This window comes from Paenibacillus sp. JCM 10914, assembly GCF_001315105.1.
Classification (GTDB): Bacteria; Bacillota; Bacilli; order Paenibacillales; family Paenibacillaceae; genus Paenibacillus_AQ.
Genome location: NZ_BAZR01000016.1, coordinates 25,671 through 43,609, shown reverse-complemented (window position 1 = coordinate 43,609; position 17,939 = coordinate 25,671). Strand labels below are relative to the sequence as shown.

The following is a 17,939-nucleotide window of genomic DNA, read 5'->3' as shown; positions in this document are numbered from 1 at the left end:
ACTAACGCACATGATGAAATCACGTAAATCACTAAAATCACTAAAAGCTTTGCTTGCTATGAAACTCCGGACACGCATGCTGTTCGTTATCCTGGGCTCAATTACGATTCTATTGGCCGGGATGATGGCTTATGTTGGTTACACCACCAAGAAGGATGCCGTAGATTCCGCCAAAACGCTTGCCCTCACCACCAGTGAGAAGATCGGGGCCCTCGTGCAAACGGAATTCGACGATGTCATGAACGCCGGACGGACCTTGGCTGTCAGCTTCGTTGGAATGAGGGATTCCGGTGCCGCCAAGCGCGAGGCGGTCAGCGAAATTCTAAGATTGAACCTGGAACATAATCCGTCATGGATCGGGGCATGGACGCTCTGGGAACCGGAAGCGTTTGACGGACAGGATGATCTGTTCCGGAACAAGCTTGGGAGCGACGAGTCTGGTCGCTTGATCTCCTACTGGGCAAGAACCGATCAGGGCCTGAAGCTTTCACCCATCGAGGATTATGAAGTAGAAGGGGAAGGGGACTTCTACCAGCTGGCCAAAAACAGTGGTAAAGAAGTGATCCTGGATCCATATCTGTATGAAGTAGGCGGTAAGGAGGTGCTGATGACTTCCCTTGTCGTGCCGATCATAGATAAAGGAAAGACGCTGGGCGTCGTTGGTATTGACGTCTCCATGGAGCATTTGCAAGAGGTAATGAATCAATTCAAGTTATTTGATTCCGGTTATGCGCATATTTATTCCCATACAGCCATGGTTGTCACTTCACCTGAACAAGAGAAGATTGGCTTGCCATTAGCCGAGGCATTTCCGGGAGAGACCGCGCCACTCATCCAGGCTGCAATTGGTGAAGGCCGCAGCTACACGGAAGAAGACAAGGAGCTTTATAAGCTCTATACCCCTGTTCCAACCGGTTTATCAGAAACGCCGTGGTCTGCGGCCGTTATCATCCCGATGGATGAAATAACGGCAGCATCGGATCACTTACTGCTATCCATCATTCTTGCCGGAATACTTGCTTTGGTGGAAATGGCGATTGTGGTTATCCTCTTGACCCGATCCATTGTAAATCCTCTGCGCAAGTCGGTTACGATTGGTGAGTATATGTCCAAAGGGGATTTCACGCAAGAAGTTCCGCCTGCTTATTTAAACCGGGCTGACGAAATTGGTACATTATCGAACGTATTCGCACAGCTCGGCGATAGCATGAAGTCGATGATTGGCCGAATCAATCTGAACGCCGCTTCGGTAGCGGCAGCTTCGCAGCAGTTGTCTGCAGGAGCGGAGGAACTGGCGGTAGGAAGCAGTAATCAAGCAGAGTCCGTTCAGAAGGTAAGCGAGCTTTTTCGGGAATGGTCGGAAGCCATTCATTCGGTTGCCGGAGATGCTTCGGCCGCTTCCGAACTTGTGAATCAGACATCAGGTATTGCACTTGAGGGAAGCGGCATCGTACAGGCATCGGTAGAAGGAATGAACCGCGTTCGCGATCATGTGGCCAAGCTTGAAGGTGATTCGCAGCAAATTGGCGAGATCATTGTTGTGATCGATGATATTGCGAAGCAGACGAATTTGCTTGCACTGAACGCCGCAATTGAAGCGGCTAGGGCCGGAGAGCAAGGAAGGGGCTTTGCCGTCGTTGCTCATGAAGTGCGCAAATTGGCTGAGCGCAGCGGGGAAGCCACGAAACAGATCGCGGATATCATTAAAGGGATGCAGCAGAATACCCTCGCAAGCGTAGAGGCCGTTCATCAAGGGGTGACCGATACGGAGAAGGCTGGGGAAGCTTTTCAATATATTACGAGAATGGTGAACGAATCGGCCGGTAAAGTGATGGGCATTGCTGCTGCAAGCGAACAGCAGGCCGCGCAAGCAGCCGACGTTGCTATAGCTATTGAGAATATATCGTCATCGACGCAGGAGACCGCTGCTACAAGCGAGGAAACCGCCGCGACCGCAGAGTCTCTCGCCGAACTGGCGGAGGAACTGAATCATACGGTATCTGTCTTCAAAATTTCATAGCATGGATGAATGGAAGCGTGATAAGCTTGGCCTAGAAGGCCAAGCTTATTTTGTATGGGAGGCCGGGTGATGAAAGAGCGGGGTGGGGAAGCATGGTAAACGGTAGTTTGTTCCAACAGGTGCTGCTAAACGGCGATTATGCTCCACGATTCTATGCGTATTACTATAAACAATGGCAAGATTATCAGATGCCGTTCCATCAACATAACTCCACCGAGATTATGTACATGATTTCTGGAGAATGTCATATTGACGTGAACGAGCGGGGAAGGGAGAAGCGTATTATTCTGAGAAAAGGGGAGTTCGTCATACTTGATGCTGACGTCTCTCACCGCTTGATCGTGGACAAAGACAGCTCATGCCGAATGCTGAATGTGGAATTTGGATTTGCCGAAGTGAGGGGACCCTCTCCTTCTTTGCGTCAGATCGCAGAAGAGGAGGCCGAGGTATCTTCACTCTTGGGCCTTACGTCGCCATATCTTGTGCTGTCAGATCATGAAGAAGTTTATCCTGTGCTGAGAAGCCTCGTTCTGGAACTCGATCAGAAAGGAACCGATGGCAAGATGTTGCCGCAGCTGCTATTTATTCAACTACTTGTCACGATCGCGCGATTGCTGCAAGAACGAGAGAGCGGGGACGTGCTGCTCAGCGAGTTATACATCAAGCGTAGCGTTGATTTTCTTCATCAGAATTATGACCGTCCGATCCAGGTGAAGGATGTGGCGGCCGAGGTTAATCTGCATCCGGGGTATTTGCACAGAGTATTTCGCAGAGGGACGGGCAGAACGATAACCGATTATCTGACTGCAATTCGCATGGAGAAAGCGAAGATGCTGCTGGAGCAGACTGATATCCCGATCCATGAGATTTCGGATTATGTAGGGGTTGGCAGCAGACAATATTTTCACATGTTATTCAAAAAACATACGGCCTGCACGCCCGTTGAATACCGATTATCGCGGGATCGGAAAGCATGGAACTATGGCCAAATTGAAGATGATAAGTGAGGATTGTTGACATCCTTGATCTTAAGAGGTCATGATCTTGATAACGCTTTCGCATCGCCCCTTGTTACAATAAGTTCAATCCCAATGATGACAAGGAGGCGATGGAATGTCATTCAAGGTTGCTTTTATTGGTGCCGGCAGCATCGGTTTTACACGTGGTATTCTTCGAGATCTGTTAACCGTGCCGGAATTCCGGAATATTGAGGTCGCGTTCACGGACATAAGCCAGCCTAATCTCGAGATGGTGACAAAGCTGTGCCAACGGGATATTCATGAGAATGGATTATCGATTTCTATTGAGGCTACCACTGATCGAAGGGCGGCGATGAAGGATGCGAAATATGTGATTTGCACGATCAGGGTGGGTGGACTGGACGCCTTTCGAAGTGATGTGGATATTCCGCTGAAGTATGGCATCGATCAATGCGTCGGCGATACGTTATGTGCAGGAGGAATCATGTACGGACAGCGGGGGATCCCTGAAATGCTGGGCATCTGTCAGGATATCCGCGAGGTGTGTGTAGAAGATGTCCTGCTGCTCAATTATTCCAATCCGATGGCGATGCTGACATGGGCTTGTAATCAATACGGCGGCGTGCGAACGATCGGTTTATGCCATGGGGTTCAGCACGGACATCATCAAATTGCGGAAGTGTACGGGCTAAACAAAGAAGAAGTCGATATCGTCTGTGCTGGAATTAATCATCAGACCTGGTATATCCAGGCTGCCCATCAAGGAAGGGATTTAACGAAAGGGCTTCTGCAAGCTTTCGAGTCGCATCCTGAATATAGCAGAACGGAGAAAGTTCGCATTGATATGCTCCGCCGCTTCGGATACTACAGTACAGAATCCAATGGCCATCTGAGCGAGTATGTCGCCTGGTATCGCAAGCGCCCCGAAGAAATAACGGATTGGATCGACCTCGGCAGCTGGATCAACGGGGAGACTGGGGCTATCTGCGTGTATGCACGGAGGGGCGCCACTGGTTTGAGACAGATTTTCCGAATTGGATGAACGATCCGGCTATGACTTATACCGCGGAGCACCGAGGTGAAGAGCACGGCTCCTATATTATAGAAGGGTTGGAAACGGGAAGAATGTACCGTGGACACTTTAATGTCGTCAACCAAGGCATCATCGCCAACCTGCCGGATGACGCGATCGTGGAAGCTCCGGGGTATGTCGATCGCAACGGCATATCGATGTCGCATGTGGGTAAGCTGCCGCTGGGGCCTGCTGCCGTATGCTCCGCCAGCATCTCGGTGCAACGATTAGCTGTTGAAGCTGCCGTGCATGGTGATGATTTGCTCTTGCGCCAAGCTTTTATGATGGATCCGCTCGTGGGAGCCGTATGTAATCCGAAGGAGATTTGGCAGCTCGTGGATGAGATGCTAATTGCCGGCGAAGCTTGGCTTCCTCAGTACGGGGAGGCGATCGCCGCGGCTAAAGAACGACAGTCAGCGGGCAGTCTGATTCCGACTCGCGACTATGAGGGCGCCGCCCGTTTGAGAGTAAAGACAGTCGATGAGATGAAGTTGGATCGGGAGAACGCGAACAAGAACGCCGGAGAGTCGGATAAGGGGAAGGATCGGGAGAAAGTGTTGTAGATGATCTAGCCTGGTGGAATGAAATGCGAAAGCCTCTATACGAGCTGGTGATGAAGCCGAAACAATCTTCCGCTTCATCCGGGTCGGATTGGAGGCTTTTTATCATGGACGTGCGCCATCTCTGATCCCGTGCAACCTGCATATACATGTAATTTATCGTAAAATTCTCACAGACTTAAGAACTGGTACACAGTTCGGATAAAAATGGGTACAATGCAGATAGATAGTCAAAGTTGACCACTAAGGAGGCCATGGGGATGATTATCGGGGTTCCCAAAGAAATCAAAAACAATGAAAGCCGCGTTGGCATGACACCAGGTACCGTTATCAGCTTCAAGAATGCGGGACATGAGGTGGTCGTTCAATCCGGAGCGGGTCTGGGGATCGGTTTTACGGATGAAGATTATAGAGCCGCTGGAGCCAAGGTCGTTCCAACGGCGGCAGAAGCATGGCAGGCGGAAATGGTGGTTAAGGTCAAGGAGCCTCTGCAAGAGGAATACGAATACTTCCATGAGGATATGATCCTGTACACCTATCTGCATCTGGCGCCAGAGCCCGAGTTGACCGAAGCGCTAGTCGAGCGCAAGGTAGTTGCGGTGGCCTATGAGACGATTCAGTTAACCGACGGCAGTCTGCCGCTGCTAACGCCGATGAGTGAAGTAGCCGGCCGGATGTCGATTCAGATCGGCGCGCACTTCCTGGAAAAAGCCCACGGCGGCAAGGGAGTTCTGCTGAGCGGGGTTCCTGGCGTCGCTCCCGGCAAGGTAGCCGTTATTGGCGGCGGGATCGTGGGTACCAATGCTGCGCGGATCGCGCTCGGACTTGGTGCGGACGTCAGCATACTCGATATCAACCCTGGCCGGTTACGCCAACTTGACGACTTGTTCCAAGGCCGGGTGAAGACGATCATGTCGGATCCCTATCATATCGCGGAGACGGTCAAATCGGCTGATCTCGTTGTTGGTGCCGTCCTCATTCCGGGGGCGAGAGCGCCGCGATTGGTCACAGAGGAGATGGTTCGGAAGATGAGTCCTGGATCGGTCATCGTGGATGTCGCGATTGATCAAGGCGGCTCGATTGAGACGATTGACCGAATCACGACGCATGATAATCCGACCTATGAGAAGCATGGCGTCATCCACTACGCCGTCGCGAACATGCCAGGCGCCGTCGCCCGGACGTCGACAATCGCCCTGACAAATGTAACCGCACCGTACGGACTGCGAATCGCGAATCGCGGCATTCGAACGGCGGCACGCCAGGATAAAGCATTAGCCCGGGGCATCAACGCCATTGGCGGCAAGGTGACGTATGAAGCCGTAGCAGCTGCACACGGCTACGCTTATACCAGCATCGACGATTATTTGTTGGCGTAGGGACAAATCAAAATATAAACAATGAAGCGTGCCTCCTGTCAAGGGAGGCTCTTTTTACTGATTCGAAAAATTTATGTAACGAAGGTTTGATTATAATGGTATATAATGGATAGAGTTTGTGTTGTGAAGAGTGGGGGCTAGCGATTGGAAATGAAGTTTATACGAATGATTATGGTGGTTCTGGTGCTAACGATGATTAGTGGAATTTCTGCGTATGCTGCCGGGATTCCGAATAAAGAAGGGTATGTTCAGGATAAAGCGGGTTTGTTCGATCAAGGTCAGATAAAGTATTTGAACAAAATAGCCGAGGGCGAGTTTCTGAATGTGTATATCCTGACATTACCAAGGCTTAATGGGGCAAACCCAACCGATATAGCCAATCAGACATACGCTCAGTGGAAGTTGAAGAATCAAGATACCCTCCTGCTTATATCATTGGAGGATCGAAGCGTTGAGTTTAATTTTAATCGTCCAGACTTGCAGAAGGTGCTGGATGACTGGAGTCATCATAAAGGGCTGGGAAGCGGAAGTGTTGCGATCACGGCTTTATTGGATACTTATTTTATTCCATTTGCCAGAGAAGGGGATTTCTCAAAAGCAAGTGCGAGTATGATTAATCAAGTCCACCGCCTTGGCTCAGTTGCTGCCCAAGCTACGACTTCGTCCGAGCATGAAATAATGAATCCAGAGCCAGCTCCCGAGCTTGAGACTAGCTCTAAATTCGAGCCAACCATGGTGAACACCAATGGCTTGAATCAGTTATTGATCAGAGTCCCTTGGCTTCAAATCTTTGTTGCTTCAGCGATTATAATTTTCATAGGTTCGGTTCTGCTAGGTTGGTTTAAATTACGCAGGCTTACACGCATTCAACTACAGTTCGCAGAGTTAACGGTACGATGTAATACGGCTCAAGAGAAGGTCACGAACTTTCGAGAGATTGTCAAAGGGACTACGGCTGAGGCTGTTCAAGAGATCTATAGGGTTCTGACAGAACAGTGCGCTCAGGCGGTGGATTCCAAGCAAGAACTGAAGAAAATGAACGTTTTCATTTTCGATTACAAGAATCTCAATCTGAACATACATCGTTATTCAAGTATCAGAGAACGTATTGATCACACAGTCATGAATGAGGAAAGTAAGCTGATGGTTATTGAAGTTGCAGGTCAAACCAGCAAGGATATGGCAGTTAAGCTTAATGAAGAGCTTCAAATGAGCCGGAAGAGGTTGGATCGTAAGTCGACACAAACGGGCTTTCCGCTTCAAAAACTGTACGAGGAGCTGCAGCAAATCGAAAGCCAAATGCAGCGTGCAATTGAGCTGAATTTATTTGATCCTTTGGAATCACAGCGAGTACTTCGGATTGCAGAGCAACGGCGCGCGATCATCGGGCAGAATATCGATGAAGTGGACGTGTTTTTGCAGGATCATCTCGCATTCCAAGAGAAATTGGAGGCGACTCATACGGAGATCAGACAAATTATCGAGTCTAATCATTTAAACCAGATTAAGGTCCGTCCATTTGAGCGACTTGAAGAATCGCGCTATGAGATGAAGCAATCAGAATCATATCTTCGTGCTGGAGCGATGGATGAAGTCAGAAGACACGCAGAAAGAGCACATACCCAACGGGCGGAAGCATTATCCTTGACCCAATTTCAGGCAGACCTGAGAAGCCGGAATCAGACAGACCTCCCTGATCTTAAGGATCAAGTCCAACGATTCTATGAGGAACACTTATTGCTGAATGGAATATTGGACAGTTGTCGGGATCGTTTTAAATCGCGTTACTGGTCAACAGGTGAGCATGAATTAATACGCACGCAGAGCATGGTAACGGGTATTAATCAAAACATAGCGGATGCAGAGCGACTTACTGATGATCTGATTCAGGATTTTGAAGCAGCCCGAACGAGAATTGACGAGGGGCTGAGCATGATGAGCAAAGTCCGTCTGGCTTTGGCCCAGGTCAGAACTGAATTAGATAAATTGGATGAACGACTTCAACGGGTTCGTAACGATCTGGCATCTTCGGAAGATGTCATAATTCAACATGAAGAGACTGTCTCTCGAAGTCAGATTGTGACCCGAAGCCATATGCAAGTGATTGATATGCCGCAGTTCATCTGGGAGAGCATTCGAACGCTATATGATCGATTATCTTCTACTCCATATGATTTGGAGCACTTGGAGCTAATGGCAGCTCTCATCAGCAAGAACGCCGAACAGTTTTCCTTCGCAGTCCGCGAGATCGTGCGTCAAAAGGAAGAAGCTGAACGCAGAATTGCTCAGGTGGAGAGGCAGTATAAGCAGGTTGCTCGAAAAGCAGGAAGAAGCTTTAAGAAAACCAGTAAATCCTATCTAGCCCGAGTCAGGGATATGTTATCGGAAGGACTTTATACGGAAGCTATTTATGAGCTCCAACAGATTGATGATTACATGCGACGTGTAGCATCCGATATTCAGCAACAGGAGATCATCGAACAACAGCGAAGAGCCGCTATCGAAACTCAGCGCACAGCAGTGGCGATGAAACGTGCCGCGGATCAAATTTCTAAATCGAGCAGGTCTGGGATAAGTAGCAGCTTCAGTCAGAGCAACAGATCATCTAATCCCTCTCATAGTGGTGTTTCACCAGACTCAAGTAGTAGCAAAGGAAGTTCCACGGGTAAATCTAGCTGGAGCGGAAATTCTAACAGCAACAATTCTTCAGGTGGCTCGAAATGGTAAAACCCACCTAATAATCAGCCTGGTTCATACTCTCTTCATCGGCTATTGCCTGAATCTCTTCCGAACCGATGCTAATGAAGCGGTAACCTTCCTGGGACTGCTTCTTTAGCGCACGTTCTTTGATGAACTTGGGGCTGGCTTCCCCGTTATCTTCGTCGTAGACGAGCAGGATTCCGTCGGTCTTGCGGAGCAGCAGCTCATCTCTGGCAGAGAATTGCCAGCTTCCCTGATAAGCGTCCTTGCTGACCGGTGCGTAGAAATCCACGCCTTGTTTAAGCTGCTGAAAGTAGGCTTTCTTGTCGTCCTTCCATTGCTCCTCAGGATTGGCATAGGCGGTAAGAATGGAACATCGCAGCGCAGGATACTGAGCTTTTAACTCGATAGCGACTTCAATGGCCCAGAGGTCTACGCCGTACTGTCCAGGGGTAATGACCCATTGCAGCCCTTCATCCAGGAGGGGAATGAGGCGTTTGGCAATGGCTTTGCGTATATAGGGAATGCCTTCATGTTTGTTGTTGTATATACCAAGCTCATGGGCTCGATAACCGGTGATCAATAGATTGTCCAATGAAGCACACTCCTAAGTGAACAGAATAGGTCTAGTGTATCTCGTTCCCTGCATTCGGGCAACTTCCGCACGATATGTTACGAATGGCAAGAATTGGGGTAAATAACTAGGACACCTACTTTAGGAGGATATGGATTTGAAAAAATGGACGTTGGTATTATTCACAGCCATGCTTATGATGGTCATCGCAGCATGTGGCAGCGACAATGACGTTGAGGAGGGCGCTGCGACGCCACCAGTAGAGGAAACAGCGCCGCCTGCAGAGACGTCGCCGGTTGAAGAGGAGTCGCAAGATGAGGTTCCGACGGCAGAAGAGTTGCTGCAACGGTCAGTGGAAGCATCCGCTAATTTGAAGAGTTTTGCCATGAATGCCGATATAAAGCAGCATATCGTTGTTGAAGGCGAGCAGAGTCAGGAACAAAATGTGGACATGGTGCTAGAATCGGAGATTACGATGGACCCCATGGAAATGATGCAGATCATTGAGATGGATACAGCTGAGGGCAAAGTGGAGATGAAGCAATACATTATGGAAGATGGCATCTATGTCGAGATGGACAATCAATGGATGAAGATTCCGCAAGAGCAGGAGCAAGAGATCCGAGATAGCATGGATATGGCGAATGCGGGTCCGGATCAGCAGTTGGAGCAGTTTAAATCGATTGCCCAGGATACCACGGTCACTGAAGAAGGTGACGTGTATATCCTGACTGCGGATGTGTCCGGTGACAATCTGAAAGAGATTGCCAAGTCGATGATGAGCCAGGCGGGAAATGATCCGCAGATGGAAGCGATGATGGAGCAGATGGACATCAAGAGCGTAAGTCTTGTATATGGAGTGCACAAGGAAACATATCTGCCGACGACAACCGACCTGGATATGGTGCTTGAGTTGGAAGCCGAAGGGGAGAAAGTGACCCTGGAGATGAAGATGAAGAGCACGTATTCCAAGTACGATGAGATTGATCAAATCGAAGTGCCAGAGGAAGCGCTTAACGCGCAGTAATGAATCGATCTTACGTAACCGTACCTTAGTAACGGCTGCCTGTCTTGTAGTGATATACTGCATGCGGGCAGCCGTTACTGGTGTGGGAGCAAAGAAAGATGCGGAAGTGCAGGAATTTATCCAATAAAAGTTGAAACACCATAAATAGCTGCTTATCTGCAGTTATTTATGGTGTTTTTTTATTATCTGGCTAAGGTTGAGGAAAAAGGCTGCATTTTTGCAGGAACTGTATCGTTAAAGTGATAGAAGTCTGGAAAAGGATGTATTTACGCATCTTTTTGCCTCGCATTGTGTGCTAGGGATGTTGATTTATGAGCAGCAGAGAATTATTAATAATGGCATCTATCGTTCATCATCCATCCGGTGACTTCACGTCAACTACAACGCTGCCGAACAATTGGCCGTCGACCGTGGCCATGAGGCGCCACAATCCGGAGCTAGGCAGGAGCAACATCGTATGGAGCGATGCATCCGACCCGTTAAGCTGGGATTGAAGAGTCTTGGCCTCAAAGAGAGTAATGACTTCGTGCGATCCCTTCTTCACAGCTGTAATCTGTACTTCGCCTGTGAGATCTTCACTGCGCCCCCAAAAATACCACATGTGTTTGTTGGTCGCTCCAGATATAATTTCTGCGTTTAATAACCCTAATCGTCCTTCCACGCCATTCAGTACATATGGGAAGTTATTTATTCTAGAATTCATTTGGAAATTGTCCGAATTACCCAATAGAAACTGCGGACTAGGCTCCCAGCTGCCATCGGGTACGTCGATCACCACATCACCGTATTTGTCGCCATCCACGATCACGTCGTATCTCCATAGTCCGGCCAATGGCGGACCGAAGTTTGAGGTCACACGGGTGAAGTTATCATAAGCCATCTCGGCTGTTATGATCGTCTCGGGCAATTCCATGAATGTATATCCTGATAGACGATGAATGGCGTGGATCTCGATTGTTTTTCCTTCCATCGTCTCAATTGGATCCACCAACATCCACATCGCTCCTGAGGTTATACCCGCTGGAAATTCCCCTCCTGGAAAGGCTTGTATTTTGTCAACACCATCCTGGGTGTAAACTTGGCGAGGAGCCCAATCCGATGAATCTCCCATCGTCAAAGAGGTCCATTGCTGGAGTACAGGCGACTTCTGCCATACGCCGGCAGCTCCTGCCAACAGGATGATCAGGATACCGACGGGTAGCAGACGCCAGCGAATGTTACGCGTACGAATGGATGTACGATGAGGGATGGACTTCGGGGCAAGTTTGCCGCTGAGCACCTGGCGTTTCATTTCTTCCGTGAACATGGGCGCTTCAAACGGTGGCGAAGAGAGCTCGCTAGTCCATGCCGATTCGGTAGGCTCATTCGATTGTTTTGTGGTGGTCATGGCATATCCTCTCCTTTCAGCAGTTCCTCCATCCGAGCACGTGCCCGGTGCAACCGGGATTTGATCGTACCTTCGGCGATGTTCAGCAGCTCCGACATTTCTTTGCGTGTGAGGTGATAGTGGGATTCCAGAATAAGCACCTCCCGGTATTTGGCTGGCAGCTGCATAACCAGCTTCCAGATACGCGAGACGGCATGTGTATCCATATACTCCATCTCGCGGAGGGCATACTGGAGTCTGGCATATTCCGCCCTAGCAGCATCACTCTGGATATGAAGGATGATTTAAGATAATTGAAGGAGATATTCCGGGTGATGGTCAGCAGCCATGTCTTCACGGAGCTTCGGCCCTGAAAATCGTGTAAATGTCTGAACGCTTTTAGAAAAACCTCTTGGCTAATATCATCTGCGGCATCCCGCCGCTTGGTCAGGAAATACGCATAATTCCATACATCCTGTCCATAAAGATCCATTAATTCACTCAGGATGGCGCTAGCGTCATCCGCTGCGACCATATGCTTCAGATACTCCAATCGCATCACCTCATCATATTAGACAATTCAATCTTGAATTGGTTCCCGGTTCACGTTAAAAAATGTTGAAACAATTCGGCTTCGAAATCGTTGTAATGGGTAACACATAAACATAATAGAAGGGAGCGAGGTGCAATGAGCCTCTACTTTAAGGATAACTTTTTTAATGCGGGCAGAACAGACATCATGAATCGGCAGGGAGAAGTCATCGGCGAATTGGATTTGAAGAGTGCTTTTGGCTCCTCCGTGGATGTATACGATGCAGCGCGTGACCGGGTGTGTAGCGGATCGTTTCGCTTCTTCTCTAATCGCTGGAACGTGCGTGATCATAACGATCAGGAGCTCGGGGTGCTACGCATGAGAATGAGTTTTATGAAGAAGAGGTTTGAATACGATGCGGGTCCCGCGGGACGTTTGAGATTATATCGCCAGCCTTTTCCAACGAATATGAAATAGCTGATCATGCGGGGAGCCTGGCCGCACGATTTCATCGTGTAAGCAACTGGCTGCAATCAGGTGCTTACCATCTGCATAATGAGAGCGAGGAACTGACGGATTGGGAGCTCGTTACGGTCGTAATGGGCATCCATGAGATACGCAAACGTAACAATAGCCAGAACCATTCGGCCACTACGCATTAACATAACAAGATAGTAGGGTTCGTCTTGGCAAGGCTTAGCAGCAGGAGGCTAAAGCATGAATGAAATCAGGGATCATCTCGATTACGGATTGACCATCTTATTTATCGGATTCAATCCAAGTTTGCGGTCCGGCGAGGTCGGGCATCACTATGCCAACCCCCGTAACAATTTCTGGCGCATCCTTCACCAATCGGGGCTGACTCCCCGGCTATACGAGGCTAGAGAAGACGGGCAATTATTGAAGTTAGGGTATGGCTTCACCAATATCGTGGCCAGACCCACAAGGGGAGCAGAGGATATCACCCGCTCGGAGTATCAGCTTGGGCGAGATATACTGAAGGAGAAACTCGAACAATTCAGACCGCAAGTCGCGTGCTTCGTCGGTAAGGGGGTTTATACCGAATTTAGCGGTAAATCGCGAAGTGACTGGGGCTTTCAACAGGAAATGCTAGTAGATGGGGTCCAGGAATTTGTAGCACCTTCCTCCAGTGGACTGGTCCGCATGCCAATGGATGAGATTGTCGGGATCTATCGGCAATTGAATGAATATATCCAGTCGGACGAACGATAGTTACCGATGCCAAAAAAAGAGGAGCGTACAAGTTGGCCGCCAAATCAGCGGCACGGTACGTTCCTCTTTCATATGTCAGTACGGTCTCTTTAACAGCGCGGGATCGATTCGCGGAACGAGCCCTTCGTCTGCCGCGCGTTCGAGCAGGGCGGAGATGGCAGCATAACCGTCTTCGCCGAGTTCTGCCGTAAACGAGTTGACGTACAGATCGATATGCGCTTCAGCCACCTGCTGCTCCATCTCCTGTGCATGCGCCAGGACGTAGGCCTTGGAATCTTGCGGGTGTGCCCACGCGTATTCAACGGAAGTTCGAATCCACTGGGAGATGCGCTTCAAATCCAGGGATCTGCGCGCGACGATGGCTCCGAGCGGTATCGGCAGCCCGGTATCGGATTCCCACCAGCTCCCAAGGTCCGACATCAGCTTCAACCCATACGATGGGTACGTAAAGCGTGCCTCGTGGATGACCAGGCCGGCATCAACGGCGCCGTCGCGCACGGCAGGCATGATCTGGTCAAACGGCATAACGATAATCTCTCCGAGGCCGCCCGGCACGTTCTGTGCCGCCCATAACCGGAAGAGCAAATAAGCGGTGGAACGTTCGCTCGGGACGGCGATAGTACGGCCGGATAAGGCGGTTGGTCCGCTAGCCGCTTCCCCACCAGGCAGCTTATCCGCCGTTAATACGAGTGGCCCGCAGCCACGACCGAGTGCGCCGCCGCAAGGCAATAAAGCATACTCGTCCAGAACCCATGGCAGGGCGGCATAAGAGATTTTCAGAATGTCATGCTCTCTATCGTCAGCCGCCCAATGATTGGTAATATTAATATCTGCGTACGACACATCAAGCTCAGGCGCATCCGGTATCAGGCCGTGCACCCAGGCGTGGAATACAAAGGTGTCGTTGGGACACGGGGAAAAAGCGATCTTCATGTAAGCACCTCCGGTAGTAATGAACTGGCTTGTTCCAGCGCCTGCAGCGCTTCTTTGATCTTCCAGGCACCCCGATCGCGGGGTCCGACCATATTGGAGATCGAACGAATCTCCAGCACGGGAATCGCTGCCGCCGCAGCAGCGGTGGCTACGCCGAATCCTTCCATGCTTCGGCGGCGGCACCTGGTACGCGCAGCAATAGGCGGTCTGCGGTTGCGGCCGTGCCTGTTGTGGTGGAGACGGTAAGGATGGGGCCGAGAGTGGTCTGGATATCGTTAGCCTGCAAGGCTTCTACTAATTTGGCTGCGTAGGCGCGGTCTGCTTGAATACGGGCCGTGCCGAAGCCAAGCTGCTCCACGCTATGGAAGCCGCCGTCTTCCCCGGTTTCAGAGCCGAGGTCCGCGGCAATCAGCGTATCGGCGACCACGATGGATGCCATCTCTGCTTGTCCGTGAAAGCCGCCTGCAATGCCTGCGCTGATCACGAGTCGATAGGCGGACTGGGTCAACTGGCGTGCGGTTGCTGCAGCGGTTGCTGCGGGTCCGACGCCGCCGGCGATGACATCGACGCCTGCAGCGTTTCCCAGCCCCCGCAGCACGGCGTCCTTTTCCGCGTCTACGGCGGTGACGATAAGTATTCGATTCATTTCCTGCATATATGTTCTCCTTCATATCACATAGACTGTCAATCCGTATGACTATAACGTTATACTCTTCTGACGGTTGTGTAAAGACCACCTTCAGGTTTACGTACTCATATGAAACTGTCATAACCTAGAATGGCTGACTCTTAGGCAGCACCTGCCAAGTGAGTCAGCCATTTCTAATAGATGTGTCACATCCTGATCGTGATTTTTCTGGACATAAATCGGATAAGGATGAGGGCGACAACGATGACAGCTAGTGAGACAGCCAACGTGGCCAAGAATGGCATTTCCCCGAAAGTGATCGGCAGCCAGTTACCCCAGAATGATTCCAACTCGTATTGCCACAAGCCATCAATTACTGCGATACCGACAACTGCTATGGCAATGAAGCCGATTCCTCGTATCCAGTCGTAGCGGTAGAAGCCTGTTCCGATCAACCATCCCATAAGATAAAAGAAGAAGTTCTGGATACTGTACGCAGTGACAAAATGCAGCCAATTGTTGTTGAATTCCTGCAGGATGGCAGAATTAATGCTGCCATTCATGAACAGCCCGAGCACAAGTTGGATGGTTCCAGCCACAAGCGGAAATAACAGGGACAGTATGCCAGTAGATAGTACAGCGCCATAATAAAAATCTTTGCGCGTGAGTCCCATTTTTACATAATAACTCAGGAAGCCATAGGCGGAAAGAATACCGATCACCAACAAAAAGCCTTTGCTTGAACGGAACGCAAGCGAGAGGAAGTCTTCCTCTGCGAATTCGCTTCGAACGTTCAAACCGATACTCGTTCCGATGCCCATTCCAACATGGAGCAGAAGCAGGACCAATAGGAATCCCAAGGCCCAATTCCCTTTTTGGTATAACATGTCGAATGTGATTTTGGATAACATTGATGATTTCTTCATATTCAGCGACCCTCCCCGGTTAGATGAATGAACAGATCCTGAAGCGATATCGGGCCGAGCTCAAGTCCAGATCTCTGCGCAGCTTGTCGTTCCATTTCTTCCAGTTCACCATAGATCATGACAGACTTGGTTGCACCGAGCTGCTGCGTATTCAGCACCTTCTTGCCTTGAATGAATTGATCTACTTCATGAGCTGCACCCGTAACCGAAACCCCGCGGGAGGTTAACGATTCATAATCGTCTTGGAGCACGAACCCGCCCTGGTGAATGATGATGACGTCTTCGAACAGATAATCCATCTCCGATACCAGATGAGTGGAGAGAATGAAGGTTCTCGGATGCCGTGCCTGATCCTCAAGCAGTTCGCGGTAGAAGATTTCCCGAGCAGGCGCATCCATGCCAAGATACACTTCGTCCAGAATGGTAACCGGCGAACGGCTTGCCAAACCGATGCATACGTTGAAAGCAGACTGCATCCCCTTGGATAACTCTTTGAGTGGTTTTTGAGGCGGCAGACCGAATTTGCCTACAAGCTCCATCGCATAAGCGGCATCAAAGTGCGGCCGATACCTTGCGAACGATTCCACCATCGTCTTGACCTTCTCCGACTCATCTTTATAGTCGACATCATAAATAAAGGATACCTCTTGCATGATCTCCCGGTTCTCAAATGGCTGCATACCGCCAACCGTAACTAAACCTGCGGAGGGTTCCCGGAATGAGGCGAGCACCGATAATAGCGTGGTTTTACCTGCTCCGTTGCGTCCGAGAAGACCGTAAATCCTGCCACTCTCCAGGCGGAAGGAGACGTTGCGAACGGCTTCAACATTGCCATAACGTACCGATACAGAGTCAAACTGGACATCATAATTCATGAGGATCACTTCCTTTTAGCTTGTTTATGATTTCGAATAGCTCGTCATTGGATAAGCCGAGATTACCGGCTTCTTGAAGCATGGGAACAACATAATCGTCTGCAAATGCGTTCTTCCTTGATTGCAACAGCATCTGCTTCGCGCCGTCAGCAACAAACATACCAACCCCTCTTTTCTTATAGATTAGACCGGATTCTACCAGTAGATTGATTCCTTTCAGCACGGTAATATGATTGATTTTGTAAAACTGAGATAGCTGCGTGGTTGAAGGAACTTGATCACCTTCATGCAATTGGTCGTTCACAATCTGATCTTCAATACGTTCCTTAATCTGAATGAATAAGGGTCTGCTATCTGCATGGCCGCCACTCATTTAACAATCACCACCTTGTTCTTGTGACCTTAATATTAGTTATATACTCATATATATAACTATATAACCAAAAGGCAGGAAAGATGTCAAGCATCTCGGAGCTTTTTGGGCATGAAAAAAAACGAGGACGACTTATAACGTAGTCATCCTCGTCTATGGTATAGCTATATCTTCCGGCGGCCGCTTGCCGCGCTGCAGTTCACGAATGCTTAAGCCGAAATCCATCTGAAGATGCGGATAGTCCGGGAAATTGGCCCAATCACCGCCCCACTGGAAGCCTAAGCTCTTCGCGATTTCAACGACTTCCATCCAGTCGGATTTGCCGTTGTTGTTCCCGTCATATTCCATATCCCAAATTACGCTGCCATCCTTTAGCTTTAATGCGAAATCGATGGCAAGGCCATAGTTGTGTAGGGATTCTCCAGCCTTGGCATTGGTGACAATGCTCCCCCCCGTTGTGCGACCTTGATTGTAGATGCGCGTCTGTTCCTCGTGGCTCCGGTAGCCGTCAGAGATGATGATGGTAATTCCCTTCTCCTCCGTTAGACGAACCAGTTCATTCTTCTGCTTCAGAACGTAAGGATGCAATTCGGTTACAGGCGGAGCGTCCTTCTTACTCAAATCAAAATCAAGATCTTGTATGATGCCGGGTATAGTCGTTTGCAGTTGCATGTAGAATATCGCAAGCATTAGAACAACAATGAGTACTAGGGTTGATTTTTTACGTTTGATCATAGAGTTCGACTGTCTACCTACTTTCA

General features: G+C 49.6%; 15 protein-coding genes and 3 pseudogenes. 8 read left to right on the top strand and 10 right to left on the bottom strand.

The window, feature by feature from the left end; genetic code table 11:
- Window positions 1-10 precede the first annotated feature (10 nt).
- The 5 genes and pseudogenes from JCM10914_RS17270 to JCM10914_RS17250 all read left to right on the top strand — a co-directional run bounded on the left by JCM10914_RS17270 (window position 11) and on the right by JCM10914_RS17250 (window position 8,738).
- Window positions 11-2,020, top strand: coding sequence for a methyl-accepting chemotaxis protein (locus tag JCM10914_RS17270; RefSeq protein ID WP_023963370.1), 2,010 nt, complete (start codon window positions 11-13; stop codon window positions 2,018-2,020).
- A gap of 92 nt (window positions 2,021-2,112) precedes the next feature.
- A complete protein-coding gene (locus JCM10914_RS17265) occupies window positions 2,113-3,027 on the top strand; it encodes an AraC family transcriptional regulator (protein ID WP_023963369.1) in 915 nt (304 codons plus the stop codon).
- A 106-nt stretch (window positions 3,028-3,133) separates the two neighbouring features.
- Window positions 3,134-4,635 (top strand): annotated as a pseudogene (locus tag JCM10914_RS17260) (alpha-glucosidase/alpha-galactosidase).
- A gap of 257 nt (window positions 4,636-4,892) precedes the next feature.
- Window positions 4,893-6,011 (top strand): alanine dehydrogenase, encoded by a 1,119-nt coding sequence (gene ald / locus JCM10914_RS17255; RefSeq protein WP_023963366.1) that lies wholly within the window; start codon window positions 4,893-4,895, stop codon window positions 6,009-6,011.
- Window positions 6,012-6,161: 150 nt separating this feature from the next.
- Complete coding sequence (locus tag JCM10914_RS17250; RefSeq protein WP_036718775.1) at window positions 6,162-8,738, top strand: TPM domain-containing protein; 2,577 nt, start codon at window positions 6,162-6,164, stop codon at window positions 8,736-8,738.
- 7 nt (window positions 8,739-8,745) lie between these two features.
- On the opposite strand, the gene JCM10914_RS17245 is transcribed toward JCM10914_RS17250, so the two are convergent.
- On the bottom strand, window positions 8,746-9,306 hold the full coding sequence (locus tag JCM10914_RS17245; RefSeq protein WP_023963364.1) for a DUF1273 domain-containing protein: 561 nt from the start codon (window positions 9,304-9,306) through the stop codon (window positions 8,746-8,748).
- Between the two features lie 136 nt (window positions 9,307-9,442).
- Here JCM10914_RS17245 and JCM10914_RS17240 point away from each other — a divergent pair, with 136 nt between their 5' ends.
- Window positions 9,443-10,312 carry a DUF6612 family protein gene (locus JCM10914_RS17240; protein ID WP_036718738.1) on the top strand — a complete coding sequence of 290 codons (870 nt, stop codon included), beginning with the start codon at window positions 9,443-9,445 and terminating at the stop codon, window positions 10,310-10,312.
- A gap of 352 nt (window positions 10,313-10,664) precedes the next feature.
- On the opposite strand, the gene JCM10914_RS17235 is transcribed toward JCM10914_RS17240, so the two are convergent.
- The 3 genes and pseudogenes from JCM10914_RS17235 to JCM10914_RS31930 all read right to left on the bottom strand — a co-directional run.
- Window positions 10,665-11,699 carry a DUF4871 domain-containing protein gene (locus JCM10914_RS17235; protein ID WP_023963362.1) on the bottom strand — a complete coding sequence of 345 codons (1,035 nt, stop codon included), beginning with the start codon at window positions 11,697-11,699 and terminating at the stop codon, window positions 10,665-10,667.
- The gene (locus JCM10914_RS31935) at window positions 11,696-11,905 is read right to left on the bottom strand and encodes a sigma factor-like helix-turn-helix DNA-binding protein (RefSeq protein WP_023963361.1); all 210 of its coding nucleotides are present in this window, start codon (window positions 11,903-11,905) and stop codon (window positions 11,696-11,698) included. Before JCM10914_RS31935 ends, JCM10914_RS17235 begins: the two co-directional genes overlap by 4 nt.
- Window positions 11,906-12,039: 134 nt before the next feature.
- Window positions 12,040-12,171: pseudogene (locus tag JCM10914_RS31930) on the bottom strand (sigma factor); the annotation flags it as partial.
- A gap of 195 nt (window positions 12,172-12,366) precedes the next feature.
- On the opposite strand from JCM10914_RS31930, the gene JCM10914_RS31925 reads away from it, so the two are divergent.
- Together JCM10914_RS31925 and JCM10914_RS17220 are read left to right on the top strand one after the other, a co-directional pair.
- Window positions 12,367-12,687: a hypothetical protein gene (locus JCM10914_RS31925; RefSeq protein WP_023963360.1), complete on the top strand. Its 321-nt coding sequence runs from the start codon at window positions 12,367-12,369 to the stop codon at window positions 12,685-12,687.
- A 240-nt stretch (window positions 12,688-12,927) separates the two neighbouring features.
- Complete coding sequence (locus JCM10914_RS17220) at window positions 12,928-13,443, top strand: mismatch-specific DNA-glycosylase (RefSeq protein ID WP_023963359.1); 516 nt, start codon at window positions 12,928-12,930, stop codon at window positions 13,441-13,443.
- A 75-nt stretch (window positions 13,444-13,518) separates the two neighbouring features.
- Here JCM10914_RS17220 and JCM10914_RS17215 read toward each other — a convergent pair whose 3' ends face one another.
- The 6 genes and pseudogenes from JCM10914_RS17215 to JCM10914_RS17190 form a co-directional block, all read right to left on the bottom strand.
- Entirely contained in the window at window positions 13,519-14,376 is an 858-nt protein-coding gene (locus tag JCM10914_RS17215; RefSeq protein WP_023963358.1) for a 1,4-dihydroxy-6-naphthoate synthase, read from the bottom strand.
- A pseudogene (locus tag JCM10914_RS17210) lies at window positions 14,373-15,031 on the bottom strand (futalosine hydrolase). Before JCM10914_RS17210 ends, JCM10914_RS17215 begins: the two are co-directional and overlap by 4 nt.
- Before the next feature lie 179 nt (window positions 15,032-15,210).
- Window positions 15,211-15,930: a hypothetical protein gene (locus JCM10914_RS17205; RefSeq protein WP_023963355.1), complete on the bottom strand. Its 720-nt coding sequence runs from the start codon at window positions 15,928-15,930 to the stop codon at window positions 15,211-15,213.
- Window positions 15,931-15,932: 2 nt separating this feature from the next.
- Window positions 15,933-16,805 (bottom strand): ATP-binding cassette domain-containing protein, encoded by an 873-nt coding sequence (locus tag JCM10914_RS17200; protein ID WP_023963354.1) that lies wholly within the window; start codon window positions 16,803-16,805, stop codon window positions 15,933-15,935.
- Entirely contained in the window at window positions 16,795-17,178 is a 384-nt protein-coding gene (locus JCM10914_RS17195; protein ID WP_023963353.1) for a GntR family transcriptional regulator, read from the bottom strand. The genes JCM10914_RS17200 and JCM10914_RS17195 overlap by 11 nt, the downstream gene beginning before the upstream one ends.
- Window positions 17,179-17,331: 153 nt before the next feature.
- Window positions 17,332-17,913, bottom strand: coding sequence for a M15 family metallopeptidase (locus JCM10914_RS17190; protein ID WP_023963352.1), 582 nt, complete (start codon window positions 17,911-17,913; stop codon window positions 17,332-17,334).
- Window positions 17,914-17,939 lie beyond the last annotated feature (26 nt).

Bases quoted from the DNA above. Each gene is read 5' to 3' on its own strand.
- JCM10914_RS17270 (WP_023963370.1), top strand. From the start codon at position 11: ATGATGAAATCACGTAAATCACTAAAATCACTAAAAGCTTTGCTTGCT.
- JCM10914_RS17265 (WP_023963369.1), top strand. From the start codon at position 2,113: ATGGTAAACGGTAGTTTGTTCCAACAGGTGCTGCTAAACGGCGATTAT.
- ald (WP_023963366.1), top strand. From the start codon at position 4,893: ATGATTATCGGGGTTCCCAAAGAAATCAAAAACAATGAAAGCCGCGTT.
- JCM10914_RS17250 (WP_036718775.1), top strand. From the start codon at position 6,162: ATGAAGTTTATACGAATGATTATGGTGGTTCTGGTGCTAACGATGATT.
- JCM10914_RS17235 (WP_023963362.1), bottom strand. From the start codon at position 11,699: ATGACCACCACAAAACAATCGAATGAGCCTACCGAATCGGCATGGACT.
- JCM10914_RS31935 (WP_023963361.1), bottom strand. From the start codon at position 11,905: ATGGATACACATGCCGTCTCGCGTATCTGGAAGCTGGTTATGCAGCTG.
- JCM10914_RS31925 (WP_023963360.1), top strand. From the start codon at position 12,367: ATGAGCCTCTACTTTAAGGATAACTTTTTTAATGCGGGCAGAACAGAC.
- JCM10914_RS17220 (WP_023963359.1), top strand. From the start codon at position 12,928: ATGAATGAAATCAGGGATCATCTCGATTACGGATTGACCATCTTATTT.
- JCM10914_RS17215 (WP_023963358.1), bottom strand. From the start codon at position 14,376: ATGAAGATCGCTTTTTCCCCGTGTCCCAACGACACCTTTGTATTCCAC.
- JCM10914_RS17205 (WP_023963355.1), bottom strand. From the start codon at position 15,930: ATGAAGAAATCATCAATGTTATCCAAAATCACATTCGACATGTTATAC.
- JCM10914_RS17200 (WP_023963354.1), bottom strand. From the start codon at position 16,805: ATGAATTATGATGTCCAGTTTGACTCTGTATCGGTACGTTATGGCAAT.
- JCM10914_RS17195 (WP_023963353.1), bottom strand. From the start codon at position 17,178: ATGAGTGGCGGCCATGCAGATAGCAGACCCTTATTCATTCAGATTAAG.
- JCM10914_RS17190 (WP_023963352.1), bottom strand. From the start codon at position 17,913: ATGATCAAACGTAAAAAATCAACCCTAGTACTCATTGTTGTTCTAATG.